Here is a 16,402-nt window from a genome sequence, read left to right on the forward strand (position 1 = left end):
CATTTCAGTCGAGCTTGCGTTTCTTGATGTCGCCGCCGAAGGCCGCGGGCGCGTACCAGATGTTCGTGGAATAATTCTTGCAGCTGAGCAGTATGTTGCTGTTCTCCTGATCGCGTCCGCCGCTGACGATGCCTTTCGCCATCACGTCGCCAGCGCTCGGATAACCGGACTGGATGATGGTGTAGACAGGGCCTCCGGAATCGCCTGGCTGGCTGCACGCCCCATCCTTGGAGCCTTCGAAGATGTTCTCGATCCGCCCGGCGATCGGCCCACCGGGAGTGTCGACGAACTCGTAGTACGTTCTGGCGTTCTGTACGACCCAGCCGCACAGCTCGCCCTTCTTGTAGCCGCCCGTGCAGTAACGGTCGCCCTTGCGCGGGCTCCGCGTCCATTTGCCGACGACCTCTCGCTTCGTCGTGGACGTGGGCCCGCCGGAGAAGATGGAGGCCGTGTGCACCCGCGTGGTCAGTTTCATGCGCGACAGATCGCCGTATTTCCCGGCGTTCGCCGGGTAGGGGATGGTGCCGACGTTCGTGCGGTAGTTGGAGCCCGCCGCGTCACCGAGCACGCCGGAGTTGTCGGTGAGCCGCACCGCCCCCGAGGGCGTCGTACCCTCTGGCAGGCAGTGGCCGGCGGTGATGAAGTAGTTCTCGGAGGTCGTCCCCCAGGCGAAGCCCGTCGAGCAGGTGCCCGTGGTCGTCCGGTACCTGCTTCCGCCGTTGATGTGCAGGTCGAGCTCGCCGATGGTCTCGCCGGTGACCCCGTCCGACAGTCGGCACTCACGCTCCTTCCCCTTGTCGTCGAGCGGGCACGTGTCCGCCGCCGCAGTCCGTTCGACGAGGGTGATCGGACGCCCCGCGTCGGGCCGCAGCCAGATCGACACGGCGGTGACCCCGTAGCGTTGCGCCAGGGCCAGCCGGAGCTCCGGGCTCACCTCGGTGGCCTGCAGTATGACCTGGTTCCGCTCCGGCCAGAGGCCGGCGGCCATGATCTTGTCCCCTCCGGGGAGCACGGCGTCGAGACCGAGCACCTCGTCCATGATCGAGTCCAGTTTGGCGGCACTCTGGGCGACCACCTGAACGGTGGGGTTGAAGGAGAAGCTCTCCGACACCCCGGGAGCTCCGTCGCCGTCCGCGTCGGACTCCGCCGCGCCCTCGAACTCGCCGGGGACGGTCCAGTCGGAGTCGCCATTGCTGAGGTAGGCCGTACCGGCCACCGCCTGCGCGGCGAGGCTCTGGCCCTCGGCCGTCACCGCCGGTATGTGCACCGCGCCCGTCACCATGTCGACGAGGGGGGTCGCCAGCGCGGAGGAGTGGGCGCTCACGCGCGTGTCAGCCACGTCCAGGGCGTGGGCCTGCGCCTCGGCGATCGGCAGGGAATCACGTTGCCAGCGGTCCGGGGCGGTGAAGACCTCGACCCCGTCGCTTCCCGCCGGGCTCACGATCGTCGGCCCGCCGAAGCCCTGGTACGTCACGGTGAGCTTGGGTGTGGCGTCGGCGATGCCGTACTCGGAGGAGGCGAATCCGCGGTAGTTGTCGTCCGGGCTGCTCTCGTCCGGTGTGCGCAGTTCGAGCCCGTAGTTGGGCGAGTGGTTGGCCCAGCTGCGGGCGATGTCCGTGATCGGCCATTCGAGTCGGCCCTCGCCGCACTCGGCCGAGTATCCCTCCCTCACCGTCACGGCGCCGTCGAGAGTGGAGGACGGGGTGGTGTCCCAGGTGAGATCGTCCTTGTCCCACGTGCTGGTCACCCGGCGGACCTGGATGCCGTCCCCGACGATGTCGCCGCATCCCGGGCCATCGTTGTTCAGCAGCGACAGCTTGGCGTCGACGACGTCCTGGCCGGTGATGGCGGTGGTGTTGAATCGAAGGTATGTCCGGCTGAGGATGCCGAAAATGGATCCGGCGGTGAGCAGCGGGCGGGTGGGGTCGGCGAGCGCGCCGTCGTTGGCCACATCGACGTCGGCGTCCAAGCCCATGGTGAACGCCGAGCTGAGGGTCACCGGATAGGTGGTCGCGGGGTCCTGGAGGAATTTCTCCTCCGGCGTGATGACGAGGGTCTGCCGCCCTTGGGTGTCCTCCACTTCCGCCTTGACCCGCCCGGGCTTCCCGGTCGAGGCCCTGGCCTCCTCACTGCCGGAGGGCGCGGCGATGATATCGGCCTGGAAACCGCCCGCCACCCGGTGCCGCGCCGCGTCGACTAATCGGAGGCGCCCGTCCTTCTGCTCTTCGAGCCGCAGGCCGCTTCCCTGTACCGGGAGAGCCAGTTTCACGGGCTTCGACGGTCTTTCCCTGAACACGATGTCCTGGCGGTAACCGGTGGCCAGGGCGGTGAGGACGATGTCCACGCCGGCTCCCGCGGCATCCCGGTAGGTCGCCCTGTTGCCGGTGACCACGGGGGCGGGCAGGGGCTGCGGCCAGCTCAGGCTGATCGACCTGTCCCGGTGCGGGCTGAACGTGGCCAGAGGTTTCCCGCTGCCGCCCGCCGAGATCTCGAGACCGGCCTTGGCGATCTTCGGCTGCAGGACGCCGTTCCGGGCCACGAGGGTGGGGTCGATCCAGGCCCACGTGCCGGCCGGCTGCTTCACGCGTACGGGCTGCGACCATGTCTCGATGGTCATGCGCCCATCGGGATGCCGGGTCGCACGCATTGTTTCCGTCGCGGCGCCGAGCATTTCCACGGGACGATCGGATTTCTCGTTGACGAGGCTGGTCGTTTTCGGTGGGTCCGCGGCAGCTGCTGGCGGCTGAACCGCGATGAGACCACTAACGACGAGCACGGATCCGGTGGCGATTCGTAACCGCCGATTTCGACGCGCGGGTTGGGAATTGTACACGTGGCCGTCCTCTCGACAAGATCAAGTAGACGGCCGTCATGTTACTTCGTCCGATGACAGGACAACAAGAATTGTGTCAGCCGAAAGTTGATGATATCGGCGACACCTTTACGCTTTTCTGCAGCGCCGTCTGGTTCCAAGTGAGTGTTTGAGATCGACGATCTTGCTTACTTGCAGACGATTTTGGCCTGTCGCCGAGCGGGGCCACCTCGCGTGAGGCGGCGGGTCATGCCGGCGATGGCAGCCCAGCGGATGATCGCCTCGGAGATGGCGGGGTCGCGTTCATAGTCACGGGCAAGCCGTCGGCAGGCGGTCAGCCACGCGAGCGTTCTCTCTACCACCCAACGGCGGGAGATGACGCTGAAGCCGCGCTGATCAGCGGGCTTTCGCACGATCTCCAGGGTGGTGCGCAGCGTGTCACGGGCCCAGTCCACCAGCCGACCGGCGAAGCCCTGGTCGGCGAAGACGTGCCGAATTGGGGTGGTCAGGTAGGCCGACAACAGGGCGGTCTTGGCGCCATCGCGGTCCTGCCAGCTCGCGGCCAGCACCGCGACCGTCACGAGCAGGCCGGTGGTGTCGGTGACGATGAACCGCTTGCGACCGTTGACCTTCTTGCCCGCGTCGTAGCCGCGGCTGTCGCGGCCGACGGTGTCGGCGCCCTTGACGCTCTGGGAGTTGATGATGCCCGCTGTCGGCTCATCGGCGCGATCGGCCTGGCGGCGGGCCTTGACACGCAGCTCGGTCAGCATCGCTTCGGTGACGCCGGCCTGTTCCCACTGCTGGAAGTACCAGTACACGGTCTGCCAGGGCGGCAGGTCGGTGGGCAGGTAGCGCCACGGGCAGCCCGAGCGGACCACGTGCAGGATGGCGTTGACGATCTCCCGGCGTGGGTGCTTCTCCGGACGCCCGCCGCTGTTCGGCTCAGGCAATATCGGCTCGATCAGCTCCCATTGCGCATCGGTCAGGTCCGAGGGGTAGCGATCCGGGGGCATCGGGCCACCTTTGCAGCGTCAGCGCTCGTCGTCACGCTGCCACGCCGAACATGAATGATCTTCTCAAACACGCACTTAGTGGGCGTTTAGGCCTAACTGGTGGCATATGAAGCTTTTGCTCCGCAGGTTGATCACCGGATCGGCGCACTCTTTGACCCGTTACGGTACTCAATCGGCGATTCAGGCCTACGCATCGCGCCCGTCTGGCCCCGAAAGCTCCTGTCTCGTCCCAACTTGCGGTACCTCGCCCGGGTTTGATCGACGGCCGGATAGCCGTCTGGCCAGCCACTTCACGCAGCAGTACGCCGAAGACATGACCGAACCGCGACCGTACCCCAGCGACCTGTCCGACGCCCGCTGGGCGCTCGTCGAGCCCGTGCTGACCGCCTGGCGAGCCCAACGCCGCGCAGGCGCCCTGGACATCGGACGCCCTCCCGAACACGACCTGCGCACCGTCCTCAACGCGATCCTCTACGTCAACCGCACCGGCATCCCCTGGCGCTACCTCCCGCACGAGTACCCGCCCTGGCAGACCACCTACGCCTACTTCCGCGATTGGCAGCAAGACGGCATCTTCGAGCAACTCACCAGCCTGCTCCGCCGCTCCGTCCGCACCGCCGCAGGTCACGGTCCCGATCCCACCGCCTGCGTGATCGACGCCCAAAGCATCAAGACCTCCACCAACGTCCCCGCCACCAGCCAGGGCTACGACGCCGGCAAGAAGATCGCCGGCCGCAAACGCAGCATCATCACCGACACCCTCGGCCTCCTGCTCGCCGTGCTGGTCACCGCCGCCGGCCTCTCCGACAGTGCTGCCGGCCTGCCCCTGTTGAGACAGGTCGCCGCAGCTCAGCCCACGATCACCAAGGCCTGGGCCGACAGCGCCTACCGCACCACCGTCATCGAGGGCGCCGCAGCCCTCGGCATCGACGTCGAAGTCGTCCGCCGCGACCCCGCGACCAGGGGATTCACCCCGCTACCCCGACGCTGGGTGGCCGAACGCACCATCGGCTGGCTGATGTTACGCCGCCGCCTGGTGCGCGACTACGAGGCCCGCCCCGACCGTTCCGAAGCCATGATCCACGTCGCCATGATCGACCTCATGACCCGCCGCCTCACCGGTGAGAACACCCCCACCTGGCGCGGCACCTGAATCTGGAATCAGACAGGACTAAACGCCCACTAATCCCGACAGGCTGCCTTGCACGGGTTGTCTGGCCGTGCGGAGGCGAGGCGGGGCGCAGAACTCGGGGTGCCGTAAACCACCGATGTCATCGGCCGCCAAACCTCGAAGATCCCAACGCGGGTGTTGTGCTTCAGCCGGCGTGGTGTCGGTAGCTGCCGGGCGGTGACCCGTACTGGCGCTTGAAGGCATGGGTGAAGGTGTATTGCGAGCTGTAGCCGACCTGTTGGGCAATCGTGTTGACGGGGGCGTCGGAGGTGCGCAGGAGTCGAGCGGCGGTGGTCATCCGCCACCATGTCAGGTAGGTGAGCGGTGGCTGGCCAACCAGGTGGGTGAACCGCCGGGCGAAGGCGGCGCGGGACAGGCGTGCCTGTGCGCCCAACTCCTCGACGGTCCATGGCCGGCTGGGGTCCTCATGGATGGCGCGGAGGGCGGCGGCGACGGCGGGGTCGTGCAGGGCCGCGGCCCAGCCGGTGGCGGAGTGGCCGGAGACGCGCTGTTGTTCGAACCACGCGCGCAGGATGTAGAGCAGGAGAAGATCCAGCAGGATGAGCAGGATGGTGTCGGAGCCTGGGCGGGCGTCGCTGTCCAGTTCCACGCCGAGGAGTTCGACCGCGGCGTGGAGTTCCCTGTGACGCCCTACCCGCGTCGGTAGGTGGATGACTTCGGGCAGGTCGTTCAGGAGCGGATGCGGCGCGGATTCGTCCAGGAGGTAGGCGCCGCAGAGCATGACCACCGTCGGCGGCCGGTCGTCGCGGTCGCCATGGACTCCGGTGAGCGTTGTGGGCGGCTCGCTTATGGGGGTGGACGGTTCGTCGGCCAGACCGTGTGCGGATCCGCGCGGCAGGAACGCCACGTCACCCGGCCCGAGCGCGATCGGCTCACCCTGTGAGGGGAGAAGCCAGCAGGTTCCCTGGAGAACGATGTGGAACCCGGCGGACGGCACCGGCGCGAACCACTCGGCGAAGGGAGCGGACTTGGTCACCCGGCCCGAGTGGGGTCGACCGGTACGCGCCGCGCTCACCACATCAGACAGAACATCCACGCAGCCAGTGTAACCAACGATGACCTCGGCGAAGACGATGACGCAAATGCTAGAGCGGATCATGCATTCAATCGTCTTGTGTCGGCGCCTTACTGTGCTGGTGACTGAGCAACCGTGCAGCTCCATCATGAGGAGACGACATGAAGATCGCCGTTTATGGCGCTAGTGGATACCAGGGAAAGCTCGTGCTCACCGAACTGGCACGACGTGACATCGAGACGGTCCTGGCCGGACGTGATCTCGCGCGCCTGGAGGAGGCGGCCTCGGCGGTCGGCCTCCTCCACGCGGAACGACGCGTGGCCGACACCAGCGACCATGAGGCGCTGGTGCGCGCGTTCCGCGGCTGCGACGGTGTCATCAACTGCGCCGGGCCCTTCACCTCCTCAGGTGAGGCCGTGGTCCGCGCCGCGATCGCCGCCGGCTGTCACTACGTCGACACCTCAGGCGAGCAGCTCTACATCAAGACGATCTTCGACACCTTCACCACGGAGGCGGAGAACGCCGGGGTCACCGTCGTACCCGCCGCCAACGACGGCTGCGTCCCGGTAGACCTCATAGCCCACATCCTGGCCGACCACCTTGAAGCGATCGAAGAGATCATCACCACCCACGTGATCATCGGGGGCGGCGGCATGTCGCGCGGTTCGCTGCGCTCGCTGGTCGAAACGATTGACGCCATCAAGGCGGGAGGTCTGACCTACGACGACGGCGACTGGCGCCCCGGCATGCCCGCCCGCCACACCGCGATCAGGCTGCCCGGACAGTCGGAGGCAACCCCGGTGATGGCCTTCCCGGTGCCGGAGGTGGTGACCATTCCCCGTCACATCCCCGTCCGGCATGTCGAGGGCCTGACCGAGGCGGCGTTGGGCGACCGGCTGAACATCCCGCTCACACCGGAGATCATCGAAAGCCTGCCGGAAGGACCCGATGAGGACAGCCGCCGCACCCAGCGCTTCACCTACGTGCTCGACGCCACTAGCACTGACGGCCGCCGCGCCCGCGGCATCGTCCAGGGCCCCGACACCTACGGCACGACCGCGGTGATCGCCGTCGAAAGCGCCCGTCGTCTCATCGCCGACCCTGCCAAGCCGGGAGTGCTCGCACCCGCCCAGGCTTACCACCCGACCGCCTTCCTCGACTTCCTCATCCCACATGGGATTCACTGGATCACCGAGGACGCGCCGGCGACCTGACAATGAGCCTTCTCCGGTAACGATCAGCCACGGTGTGTGATCGCCTGGGCAGGATCGCCGGATCCCGATCAGGTCCAGCTCACTCCCGCCCCTCTTCGGGTGAGCCCTCGAAGATCTGTCGATCAGCTACCTGGCGGCTGAGGACACGTTCGGGAGCTGAAGGCCTTCTTGCAGGAGCTGAAGGAGGACCCGGGGCCGCTGCAGCTGGAGACGCTGCTGGCCGAGATCGTGAAGCTGGAGCGGGTCAAGGCGATCGGGCTGCCGGCCGCGTTGTTCGAGAGTTTCTCGGAGAAGGTCGTGGCGGGCTGGCGGGCCCGGGCGATGAAGATGTACCCGTCCGATTTCGAGGCGGCGGCACCGCCGGTGCGCCTCACCCTGCTGGCCGCGTTGTGCCAGGTGCGGCAGGCGGAGCTGATCGACGGGCTGGTGGAGCTGCTGATCCAGCTCGTGCACAAGATCAGCGTGCGGGCGGAGAAGAAGGTCGAGCGAGAGCTCAACGCCGAGTTCCGGCGGGTGCAGGGCAAGAACGGGATCTTGGTGAAGCTCGCCACGGCGGCGCCGGAGCTGCCGGAGGAGATCGTCCGCAAGGCGCTGTATCCGGTGGTGGGTGAGCGGACGCTGGCCGACATCATCGCTGAGGCCAAGGCGAACGAGAAGGAGCTGCGTACCCGGGTGCGGACCAAGCTGCGCGGCTCCTACTCCCACCACTATCGGCGCGGCCTGCCCAAGCTGCTCAAGGCGGTGCGGTTCCGCTCCAGCAACGACACCTTCAAGCCGGTGATGGATGCCCTGGACCTGCTGAAACGCTACGACGGTTCCGACGCCGACTTTTACGCCGCCGCCGAGGCGGTGCCGTTGGAGCACGTGGTGCCCGACGATTGGCGTGATGCGGTCCTCGACCCGGACAGCGGCCTGGTGGAGAGGGTCCCGTACGAGCTGTGTGTGCTGGTGGCGCTGCGCAAGGCCATCCGGCGCCGTGAGATCTGGGTGGAGGGCGCCAACACCTGGCGCAGCCCCGATGAGGATCTGCCCGCTGACTTTGAGGACAACCGGGATGTGCACTACGAAGCCCTCTCCAAGCCACGCGACCCGGCCGACTTCATCGCCGACCTGCAAAAGCTGCACGTGGCGGCGCTGGACCGGCTGAACAAGGGGCTGAAGAAGGCCACGACGGGCGGGGTGAGCATCACCAGGAGGAAGGGTGAGCCGTGGATCAGCGTGCCGCCCCTGGGCAAGCAGGTCGAGCCGGAGAACCTGGAGGCGAAGGAGGAGATCGCTCGCCGCTGGGGCGTGATCGACCTGCTGGACCTGATCAAGAATGTCGACCACACCACGAAGTTCACCGGCGAGTTCACCTCGGTGGCCTCCCGCACGGTGACCGATGCGAAGGTGCTGCGCCGCCGGCTGCTGCTGTGCACCTTCGGGCTTGGCACGAACATGGGGATCAAACGGGTCGCCGACGGCACCGCGGCGATCGAGGGGATGGAGGCCGACACCGAGGCCGCGCTGCGCCGGACCCGCCGGCTGTTCGTCAACCGCGACAACCTGCGGGCCGCGATCCGCACGGTGGTCAACAAGACGCTGGAGGTGCGCGACGTCTCGCTGTGGGGGCCGGGCACGGCGTGCGCGTCGGACTCGCGCAAGTTCGGTTCCTGGTCGGCGAACTTCATGACCGAGTGGCACCAGCGCTACGGCGGTGCCGGGATCATGGTGTATTGGCACGTGGAGCGCAAGAACGTGTGCATCTACAGCCAGGTGCGCTCCACCACGGACTCCGAGGTGGCCTCGATGATCGAGGGCCTGCTGCGCCATCTGACCAGCGCGGAGATCGATCGCCAGTACACCGATGCGCACGGCGCTTCGGTCGTTGGTTTTGCGTTCTCGCACTTGCTGGACTTCAAGCTGCTGCCCCGGCTGAAGAACATCGGCTCGGCCCGCTTGTACCGGCCGGGCCTGACCGAAGGCGAGGCCTGGCCGCAGCTGGAGGGCGTCCTGTCGGGCAAGACCCCCGACTGGGAGCTGATCGCCAACCAGTACGACCAGATGATCAAGTACGCGACGGCGCTACGGCTGGGCATCGCCGAGGCCCACCAGATGCTGCGCCGCTTCACCCGCGGCGGCCCCAAGCACCCCACCTATCGGACCATCGAGGAACTCGGCCGGGTGATCCGCACCGTCTTCATCTGCGGCTACCTGGCCGCGGAGGAATTGCGCCGCGAAATCCACGAGGGCCTGAACGTGGTGGAGAACTGGAATTCGGCCAACAAGGACATCTTCTATGGTAGGGCCGGTGATCTGACCGGTGACGACCGTGAGCATGTCGAGGTCTCCGCGCTGGCCCTTCACCTGGTCCAGGCCGCGATCGTCTACCTGAACACCAGGATGGTGCAGATCGTCCTGGCCGAGCCGAGGTGGCGAAAGAAGCTCACCGACGCTGACCGGCGCGCCCTGTCGGCTCTGTTCTGGTCCCATCTGAACCTGTACGGCAGGTTCGAGCTCGACATGAGCAAACAGCTCGACCTCGGGCCGGGGCCGGGCGCTGAGGGTCAACCGTCAGCTGGTCCGCTCTGAGCGACAAACGATCTCGGGGATGGCCCGCGCCGGACGCGGGCCACCCCTTGGTGCTTACGGGTCGGTCTGGGTGAGCGCGACGATGACGTGGAGCATGCCAATGACGGTTCTTGGGGGGCCGGATAAGGTTCCGGCTCTGGCCGAACGTCGCGCCGCCATGTGCGTGGGCTTGGAGGAGCGAGGCGGGGAGAGAAGTGGTCCGGCGTTCAACTGCCGAGGGCGCGCTTTTGTGGGTGGATCGTCTCGCCGCGGGCGAGCATGTCAACGAACTGGGTGATACGGCGGGCTCGGGTCTCGGCGCGTTTGGCGTTCGTGATCCGATAGAGAATGGCGTAGCGGTTTTGGGAGGTGAGGATGTCGAACATCGCTTGTGCCTGGGGTTTCGCGGCCAATGCGGCGGCCAGGTCGGCTGGTACCTCGATGCCGGCTTGTCCCGCGTAGGCCGTGTCCCAGCGGCCGTCGGCCTTGGCGCGTTGGACCTCGGCCATTCCGGCCGGATGCATCCGGCCCTCGCCGATCAGACGGGTGACGATGGAAACGTTCCGCGCTGACCAGGGACTTTGCCTTCCGCGAGGGGTGAAGCGCCGGCAGAAGGTGATCTCATCCCGCCGTCGTAGCCGGCCATCGATCCAGCCGTGGCACAGGGCTTCGTCGAGCGCCTGGTCATAGGTCAGGCTGGTGGGCCGGGTCGTGTTCTGCTTGGCGAGGACCAGCCACACCCCTGCCGAGCTGTCGTGGTGCCTGCTGAGCCACTCCCGCCAGGCTCGGGCATCGGCAACGGTCAGTTCCAGTAGTTCGTTGCTCATCGTCATTGTGCCCCTGATGATCATCAAAGGGATGGTTGTCGGCGGTCACCCGAAGGTGAGAGCCCAGAACGGGGGCCTGCCGGCAGTGGCGCTGGATCGGCCAGCGGTGGAGCCGGCCGATCACGGCCTGCGCCACCTCGCCACCGCGTCCTCTGGACGGATGACGGCCGCCCGCCTTCACCAGGCCTTGCCAGCCTGCTCCCGGATCGTGTGGTTGATCCGGTTGAAGAAGTTGGTGATGGCGATGTTCAAGATGATCGCCGACATCTGCTTCTCGTCGAAGTGGGTGGCAGCGGCGTCCCAGATCTCGTCGGTCACGCCCGGCGCGCCGTCCTGGATTCGGGTGGCGGCCTCGGTCAGCGCGAGCGCTGCCCGCTCCTCCTCGGTGAAGAACGGGGTCTCGCGCCAGGTGACCACGCTGTGCAGCCGCTCGTCGGTCTCTCCATGCTTCTTCGCCGACTGGACGCCGGCGAACACACACGGGCTGCAGCCGTTGATCTGGCTGGCCCGCAGATGGACCAGCTCGAGCACGAGCGGGTCGACGCCACCGGCGTGAATCGCCTTCTGGAGATGCTGGACCGCTGTGATCACGTCGGAATTCGCCACGCTCTTCATGCGTGCTTCCATCAGTGTTGCTCCTTCATCGGTTACCTCGGCCCGTCCGGTTCCGTCATTCAACGCACCTTGGCGGAGGTCATCGTCGTAATGGACTTTCCGGCCGAGGAGTTCTCGGTCATGCCGGCGACGTTACGGTATGACCCGGTCAGAAACGGTCCTGGTTATCGAGCAGACTGTCAGCCATGGTCAACACCTCGGCGCGGCTGCTGCAGTTGCTGTCTTTGCTGTCAACGCGGCAGTCCTGGACGTGCGCTGATCTGGCCGCCCAACTGGAGATCACCGAACGGACGGTTCGCAGGGACATCGCCCGGCTACGTGAACTCGGCTACGGCATCGAATCGGAGATGGGCCCATGGGGCGGCTACCACCTCGGGCCCGGAACCAGCATTCCGCCACTGATCCTTGACGAGGAGGAGGCCCTCGCGGTCGCTGTCGGGCTGCGCGCTGCCGCCTTCAGCGGAGTCTCCGGCAGCGACCAAGCAGCCCTGTCGGCGCTGCTGAAACTACGCCAGGTGCTGCCGGCCAGGATCGCCGACCGGCTCGGCGAGCTGGACGCCGCGTTCGCCCACACCGCACGACCCGACGACAGCCAGATCTCTCCCGCGCTGCTCCTCGACCTGGCCACCGCGTGCCGGCGAGGCGAACGTACCCAGTTGACCTACCGCGACGGGGCCGGAACGACGTCCACTCGCCGAGTAGACCCCCACCGGCTCATCTACACCGGCCGCCGCTGGTATCTCCTCGCCTACGACCTGACGCGGCAGGACTGGCGCACCTTCCGTACCGATCGCATCATCGATGCCACAGCCACCGGGCAGGCCACCGCCCTGCCCGACCCGCCAGATCCAGCACAGATGGTCAGCACGGGCATCGCGCTGAGGCCCTACCCGGTGCGGGTGACCATCCGCCTGGCCGTACCGGCCGATGAGGCCCGCAGGCTGGTGCCACCAACGGTCGGCGTCCACCACCCGGACGGCGATGACGCAACGATCATCGACATCGGCGGGCCAGACGCCGACGGCCTGGCCCGCTACCTGCTCAGCCTCGGCCGACCACTCCAGATACTGCACCCAGAAGAGGTCCGCCAGGCATTTCTCACCCGCACACAACAGCTCCTCAACGACAACCAGTAACACAAACACCCGCCGATCGCTGACACGGCTACCTGCAGTGACGGATGTTGCCGGCCACCATGAAGTGCGAATTCGATCTTGACTGTCTCAATCGAGGTCCGCTCAACGAGACACGCCGCACTGCCGGTCCGCGAAGACGCGACCTGCGGAAACGCTGTCTCAGATAGGTGGTCCGCAAAACTGTCCGGTGATGGGGGGCTAAACGGTACGCTTTCGGCGGGTGGGAGAACTGATCGGCTACGCCAGATGCTCGACCGTCCTGCAAGACTGTTGCTACCCAGTACACGCGACTGTGTTAGCGGTGCTGAGGGCGGCGCCGGCCGACCGGCGGCTGGATCATGGCAGCCGAGCGGTCGGCGCGGCCCGCCTGTCGTCCGGTGGACGCGGGGTTCAGAGGCAGCCTGTCCGCTTCACGGACTTGGACCAGGCCGGGAGTACGTCCGTGATCTGCGGGCGGGTGATGGACCAGAGTTCACGCCCTTGCCCCGGCACGAGTTCCTGGCCGCCCAGGAGGACGTAGGAGGTCTTGTCGAAGATGAGGGATTCGCGGGAGATGGCGCCCCCGGGGCCTCGGTTGTCCACCCGGGTCACGGCGATGCCTGATTTGCCAGTGGCGTCCTTGAGTTCTTCCGTCTCGATGCCCGGCAGGGTTGCGGCGATCTTGAAGATGGCCGCCTGCAGCTGGGGCGGGACCGGGCTGGCGAGGACGCTGACGACGCCGTTCCAGGTCTGGGTCGCGGCGTCCTTCCCTGCGACCCTCTGGTTCCCGCGTTCGGCCAGCTTGTGCCGGAGCTGCTCCTGGTCGGTCGGCCACTCTCGGAGGTCGGCGTAGGCGGGGCGGCCCGCGCCGCGTTCGGGGCACCGGGTCAGGAGTTCCTTGTACTCGCGGTCTTGTGGCCTGGATTTCGACGGCTTGTGCCAGAGGAGTCCTGGGCGGGAGCCGTCGACGGACTGCCAGACCTGGCCCGTGATGTGGCGCGGACCGACGTGGGGAACCCCGTTCTCGCTGCGTGTCTCCGCGATCCGCTCGTAGTGGAGGTACTGGTCGTCGCGGGGTTGCGGCCACGGGGTGGCGGTCGCGGCGTCGGCCGCCAGCCTCAGGACCTCGGCGGCGCTCGCGGGCGCGGAAGGGTTGAACGTCTGGACGGCGATCACTCCTGCGGTCATCGCCGCGACCAGGCCGCCCGCCAGCACCAGACGCCGCAGGCCGACCGGCCGCATCCGCATCCGCATCCGCATCCGGGTTCGGGGCCGGCGCTTCGTGCCGGCTTCGGCCAGGAGGGCGGCACGGGCGGGGGCGAGGCGGTCCGCCGTGGGGTGCGGCTTGTCGGCGAACAGGTCGCGCAGTTCGGCCAGTTCGGTCAGGTCGGTCCGTTCGTTCATGAGGTCTGCTCCGTCGTGGGGTCGGTGCTGCCGAGGGCGTCGCGGACGATGGCCCGCGCACGGTTGAGGCGGGAACGGACTGTTCCGATCGGGATGGACAGGGCGTTGCCGACCTCCTCGTAGGTGAGGTCGGCCCAGGCCACGAGTAAGAGGACGTCACGGTCGCGGGCCTTCAGCGAGGCGAGCGCCTGGGCGAGAGGGCGGCGTACGGCATGCGCGCTCGCCCGCTCAAGAGCTTGTTCCGCGGCGTCGGCGGCGTCGGGAAGCACGCCCACCTTCGAGTACGCCTTGTAGCGGTGTATCTCGGCGCGCTGATGCCGGCGGATGAAGTTGGTCGCGAAGCCGTACAACCAGGGGAGGGCCTGCGGACGGGCGGTGTCGTAGTCGCGGCGCTGCCTGAACGCCGCGAGGAACGTCTCGGAGACGACGTCGTCGGCCGTGTCGTCGCCGAGCCGGCGGGCCACATAGCGGTGGATGTGTCCTGCGTGCCTGTCGAACAGCAAGGCGAAATCCTCGGGATCTCGCCACGACCGTTCGATCAGGTCGGCGTCAGACAGGGTCGTACTGAACGGCATGTGGTTGGGCCTTTTCAAGGAAGTAGTGTCGCCCGTCTTTCACACGAGTCAGGAATCGAGTTCACGGGACGCTGCCGACCGCCCGGCAGGCTCGCAGGGCTCGAGCGTTCTCGGCTGGTGAGACCAGAGCGAGTCGGAGGAGGGGCGGCGCTGGGGTGCGGGTTCAGCTGCAGAGCCATGTACATATGAAGTGCAAAGATGATCAAAGCACCTTCGCGCTCAGTGTCGCGTTCAAGCGCCGGCTTGGTGCCACCCCAAGCCAATACCGGGCCGCCATTACGTCGAGCTGGTGTTCCTGCCCACCTACGGCTCGTGGCTGAACTGGATCGAATCCGAGTTCGCCGCGCTGCGCTACTACGCCCGCAACGGCACCGACCACCGCACCCACGACGAGCAGAACGCGGCGATCGGCGGCTACGTCCGCTGGCGCGACGCCCGTGCGCAACCGAAAACCAGCTTCGCCGCCAGCTCACCCATCCGAAGCTGGACCAGTTACCCGGCCAGGGCTGCGTGACAGGCCACTAGCATGAAGATCATGACAGAACATGCTGGCGGGCCGGGCGTCTATCCGCTTCCCTCACGCCCGATCCGCATGGCCGTTGCCCAAGCTCAGGCGCAAGCCGGTGACATCGAGGCCAACACCGCCACCGCGGCGGGCATGATCCGCGAGGCTGCCCGGTCCGGCGCCCGGCTCGTGGTCTTCCCGGAGAAGTTTCTCAGCGGCTACGGGCCCGATCTCATCCAGACCGACCCACGGGGCCACGCCGTACAGCCGGACGACCCGCGACTGGCCCCCATCACCGACGCGTGCCGAGAGACCAGTGTCGCCGCCGTCGTCGGCGCGCATTTCACGATCAGGGTGATCTCTACGTCTCGGCGCTCGTCATCGGTACGAACGGGGAGTTTGTCACCCGCTACGACAAGCAGCACCTGTTCAAGTCGGAACGCAAGATCTACCGCGCGGGCGCGGCTGGCTGCACCCTCGAACTCGACGGCTGGCGCCTGGGACTGGGCATCTGCTACGACTCCGGCTTCCCCGAACACGCTCGCACGGCGGCGCTGGACGGCTGCCACGCCTACGTCGTCAGCGCGCTGTTCAGCGTCGGCAACGGCTACCACGAATCACGCACCTGGTTCCCGGCCCGGGCCCTGGACAACACCTGCTACGCCGTCATGGCCAACCACATCGGCACCACCGGCGGCTGGAACACCTGCGGGGCCAGCGCCATCTGGGGCCCGGACGGACGGCTACTCGCCGAGGCGGGCCCAGACCAGCCCCAGCTGATCACAGCAGACCTCGACCCTCGGACGTTGCACGCCACCCGCGATGCCGAACCGATGCTGCGCGACCTGCCCCACACGACCACCCGCACTAGACTTAAACCCGCCGCCGCGACCTTCCGCCGCACCGTGAACCTCATCAGCTAAGCCGAGGCCTCTGTAGGCCTCCGCCGTTCGGTTGCTGCTCAAGCCCCGGCCCTCCGCAAGCCGGGCACGGCTTGCGCGTAAACCTGGGAGTGTGCTCCAAGGTCAAGCCCCGCGAAAGGTCGCCGTCTAGCGGGTCTGCGCGAGCAGGAGGGTCAAGGTGTCGGTGACCCGCAGCATGTCCTCGCCGGGCAGGTCCACGGCCAGCGCCTCCAGCCTGCTGACGATCTCCCCGTGCACCCGCACGGCGAGGTCCTCGCCCTCAGGCGTCAGCTCGACCCGGCACGCGCGCCGGTCGGTGTCGTCGCGCACGCGTCGTACCAGCCCTCGCCGCTCCGCCCGGTCCACCAGCCCGGTGAGGCTCGGCTTCTCCAGGTGCAGGAGCCTGCTGAGGTCCGTCATCCCGATCCCTTCACCGCTCGTCAGCACGCACAGCAGTTGCGCCTGCTGCGGGGTGACGTCGCGTTCGCGGCTGACGTCGGTGAAGACGTGCTGCACCAGGTGCGACATCCGCACCAGCGCCGCGGCGAAGCCCAGCCCGGGCCGCGCCCCGGCGTCCGTCGCGCTGTTCATCCGCACCTCCTGCCGCCGAGTGTAGTTGCGAACAGTTCGTACTCCAAACTATGTTGTTAGCGTTACGAACTA

At 67.3% G+C, this 16,402-nt stretch carries 13 protein-coding genes and 1 pseudogene; 6 read left to right on the forward strand and 8 right to left on the reverse strand.

Annotated elements, in window-relative coordinates; genetic code table 11:
- Nucleotides 1-4: 4 nt before the first annotated feature.
- Both ACBJ32_RS56945 and ACBJ32_RS56950 read right to left on the reverse strand, forming a co-directional pair.
- Entirely contained in the window at nucleotides 5-2,617 is a 2,613-nt protein-coding gene (locus ACBJ32_RS56945; RefSeq protein WP_375133971.1) for a DNRLRE domain-containing protein, read from the reverse strand.
- Nucleotides 2,618-3,000: 383 nt separating this feature from the next.
- On the reverse strand, nucleotides 3,001-3,825 hold the full coding sequence (locus ACBJ32_RS56950; RefSeq protein ID WP_375133972.1) for an IS5 family transposase: 825 nt from the start codon (nucleotides 3,823-3,825) through the stop codon (nucleotides 3,001-3,003).
- Nucleotides 3,826-4,138: 313 nt separating this feature from the next.
- Here ACBJ32_RS56950 and ACBJ32_RS56955 point away from each other — a divergent pair, with 313 nt between their 5' ends.
- Entirely contained in the window at nucleotides 4,139-4,978 is an 840-nt protein-coding gene (locus ACBJ32_RS56955; protein ID WP_375133973.1) for an IS5 family transposase, read from the forward strand.
- Between the two features lie 163 nt (nucleotides 4,979-5,141).
- Here the strand turns inward: ACBJ32_RS56955 and ACBJ32_RS56960 are convergent, their stop codons facing one another.
- Nucleotides 5,142-6,182, reverse strand: a complete 1,041-nt coding sequence (locus ACBJ32_RS56960; RefSeq protein ID WP_375133974.1) for an AraC family transcriptional regulator — start codon at nucleotides 6,180-6,182, stop codon at nucleotides 5,142-5,144.
- Between the two features lie 11 nt (nucleotides 6,183-6,193).
- Here ACBJ32_RS56960 and ACBJ32_RS56965 point away from each other — a divergent pair, with 11 nt between their 5' ends.
- Nucleotides 6,194-7,246: a saccharopine dehydrogenase family protein gene (locus ACBJ32_RS56965; RefSeq protein ID WP_375133975.1), complete on the forward strand. Its 1,053-nt coding sequence runs from the start codon at nucleotides 6,194-6,196 to the stop codon at nucleotides 7,244-7,246.
- A gap of 168 nt (nucleotides 7,247-7,414) precedes the next feature.
- Nucleotides 7,415-9,817, forward strand: coding sequence for a Tn3 family transposase (locus ACBJ32_RS56970; protein WP_375133976.1), 2,403 nt, complete (start codon nucleotides 7,415-7,417; stop codon nucleotides 9,815-9,817).
- 206 nt (nucleotides 9,818-10,023) lie between these two features.
- On the opposite strand, the gene ACBJ32_RS56975 is transcribed toward ACBJ32_RS56970, so the two are convergent.
- Nucleotides 10,024-10,647, reverse strand: a complete 624-nt coding sequence (locus tag ACBJ32_RS56975) for a YdeI family protein (RefSeq protein ID WP_375133977.1) — start codon at nucleotides 10,645-10,647, stop codon at nucleotides 10,024-10,026.
- A 153-nt stretch (nucleotides 10,648-10,800) separates the two neighbouring features.
- Nucleotides 10,801-11,250 (reverse strand): carboxymuconolactone decarboxylase family protein, encoded by a 450-nt coding sequence (locus ACBJ32_RS56980; protein ID WP_106247733.1) that lies wholly within the window; start codon nucleotides 11,248-11,250, stop codon nucleotides 10,801-10,803.
- 173 nt (nucleotides 11,251-11,423) lie between these two features.
- Between ACBJ32_RS56980 and ACBJ32_RS56985 the strand changes: the two genes are divergently transcribed.
- Nucleotides 11,424-12,374 carry a helix-turn-helix transcriptional regulator gene (locus ACBJ32_RS56985; RefSeq protein WP_375133978.1) on the forward strand — a complete coding sequence of 317 codons (951 nt, stop codon included), beginning with the start codon at nucleotides 11,424-11,426 and terminating at the stop codon, nucleotides 12,372-12,374.
- A gap of 390 nt (nucleotides 12,375-12,764) precedes the next feature.
- Here ACBJ32_RS56985 and ACBJ32_RS56990 read toward each other — a convergent pair whose 3' ends face one another.
- Both ACBJ32_RS56990 and ACBJ32_RS56995 read right to left on the reverse strand, forming a co-directional pair.
- Nucleotides 12,765-13,757, reverse strand: a complete 993-nt coding sequence (locus ACBJ32_RS56990) for a CU044_5270 family protein (RefSeq protein WP_375133979.1) — start codon at nucleotides 13,755-13,757, stop codon at nucleotides 12,765-12,767.
- Nucleotides 13,754-14,332: an RNA polymerase sigma factor gene (locus tag ACBJ32_RS56995; RefSeq protein WP_375133980.1), complete on the reverse strand. Its 579-nt coding sequence runs from the start codon at nucleotides 14,330-14,332 to the stop codon at nucleotides 13,754-13,756. Before ACBJ32_RS56995 ends, ACBJ32_RS56990 begins: the two co-directional genes overlap by 4 nt.
- Before the next feature lie 289 nt (nucleotides 14,333-14,621).
- On the opposite strand from ACBJ32_RS56995, the gene ACBJ32_RS57000 reads away from it, so the two are divergent.
- Both ACBJ32_RS57000 and ACBJ32_RS57005 read left to right on the forward strand, forming a co-directional pair.
- Nucleotides 14,622-14,846, forward strand: coding sequence for a hypothetical protein (locus ACBJ32_RS57000; protein WP_375133981.1), 225 nt, complete (start codon nucleotides 14,622-14,624; stop codon nucleotides 14,844-14,846).
- Between the two features lie 78 nt (nucleotides 14,847-14,924).
- A pseudogene (locus ACBJ32_RS57005) lies at nucleotides 14,925-15,760 on the forward strand (carbon-nitrogen hydrolase family protein).
- A gap of 126 nt (nucleotides 15,761-15,886) precedes the next feature.
- Here the strand turns inward: ACBJ32_RS57005 and ACBJ32_RS57010 are convergent.
- On the reverse strand, nucleotides 15,887-16,330 hold the full coding sequence (locus tag ACBJ32_RS57010) for a MarR family winged helix-turn-helix transcriptional regulator (RefSeq protein ID WP_375133982.1): 444 nt from the start codon (nucleotides 16,328-16,330) through the stop codon (nucleotides 15,887-15,889).
- Nucleotides 16,331-16,402 lie beyond the last annotated feature (72 nt).

The organism is Nonomuraea sp. GTA35 (assembly GCF_041950525.1).
GTDB lineage: Bacteria > Actinomycetota > Actinomycetes > Streptosporangiales > Streptosporangiaceae > Nonomuraea.

Bases quoted from the DNA above. Each gene is read 5' to 3' on its own strand.
- ACBJ32_RS56960 (WP_375133974.1), bottom strand. From the start codon at position 6,182: ATGATGGAGCTGCACGGTTGCTCAGTCACCAGCACAGTAAGGCGCCGA.
- ACBJ32_RS57010 (WP_375133982.1), bottom strand. From the start codon at position 16,330: ATGAACAGCGCGACGGACGCCGGGGCGCGGCCCGGGCTGGGCTTCGCC.
- ACBJ32_RS56985 (WP_375133978.1), top strand. From the start codon at position 11,424: ATGGTCAACACCTCGGCGCGGCTGCTGCAGTTGCTGTCTTTGCTGTCA.
- ACBJ32_RS56945 (WP_375133971.1), bottom strand. From the start codon at position 2,617: ATGACCATCGAGACATGGTCGCAGCCCGTACGCGTGAAGCAGCCGGCC.
- ACBJ32_RS56950 (WP_375133972.1), bottom strand. From the start codon at position 3,825: ATGCCCCCGGATCGCTACCCCTCGGACCTGACCGATGCGCAATGGGAG.
- ACBJ32_RS56955 (WP_375133973.1), top strand. From the start codon at position 4,139: ATGACCGAACCGCGACCGTACCCCAGCGACCTGTCCGACGCCCGCTGG.
- ACBJ32_RS56965 (WP_375133975.1), top strand. From the start codon at position 6,194: ATGAAGATCGCCGTTTATGGCGCTAGTGGATACCAGGGAAAGCTCGTG.
- ACBJ32_RS56975 (WP_375133977.1), bottom strand. From the start codon at position 10,647: ATGATCATCAGGGGCACAATGACGATGAGCAACGAACTACTGGAACTG.
- ACBJ32_RS56980 (WP_106247733.1), bottom strand. From the start codon at position 11,250: ATGGAAGCACGCATGAAGAGCGTGGCGAATTCCGACGTGATCACAGCG.
- ACBJ32_RS56990 (WP_375133979.1), bottom strand. From the start codon at position 13,757: ATGAACGAACGGACCGACCTGACCGAACTGGCCGAACTGCGCGACCTG.
- ACBJ32_RS56995 (WP_375133980.1), bottom strand. From the start codon at position 14,332: ATGCCGTTCAGTACGACCCTGTCTGACGCCGACCTGATCGAACGGTCG.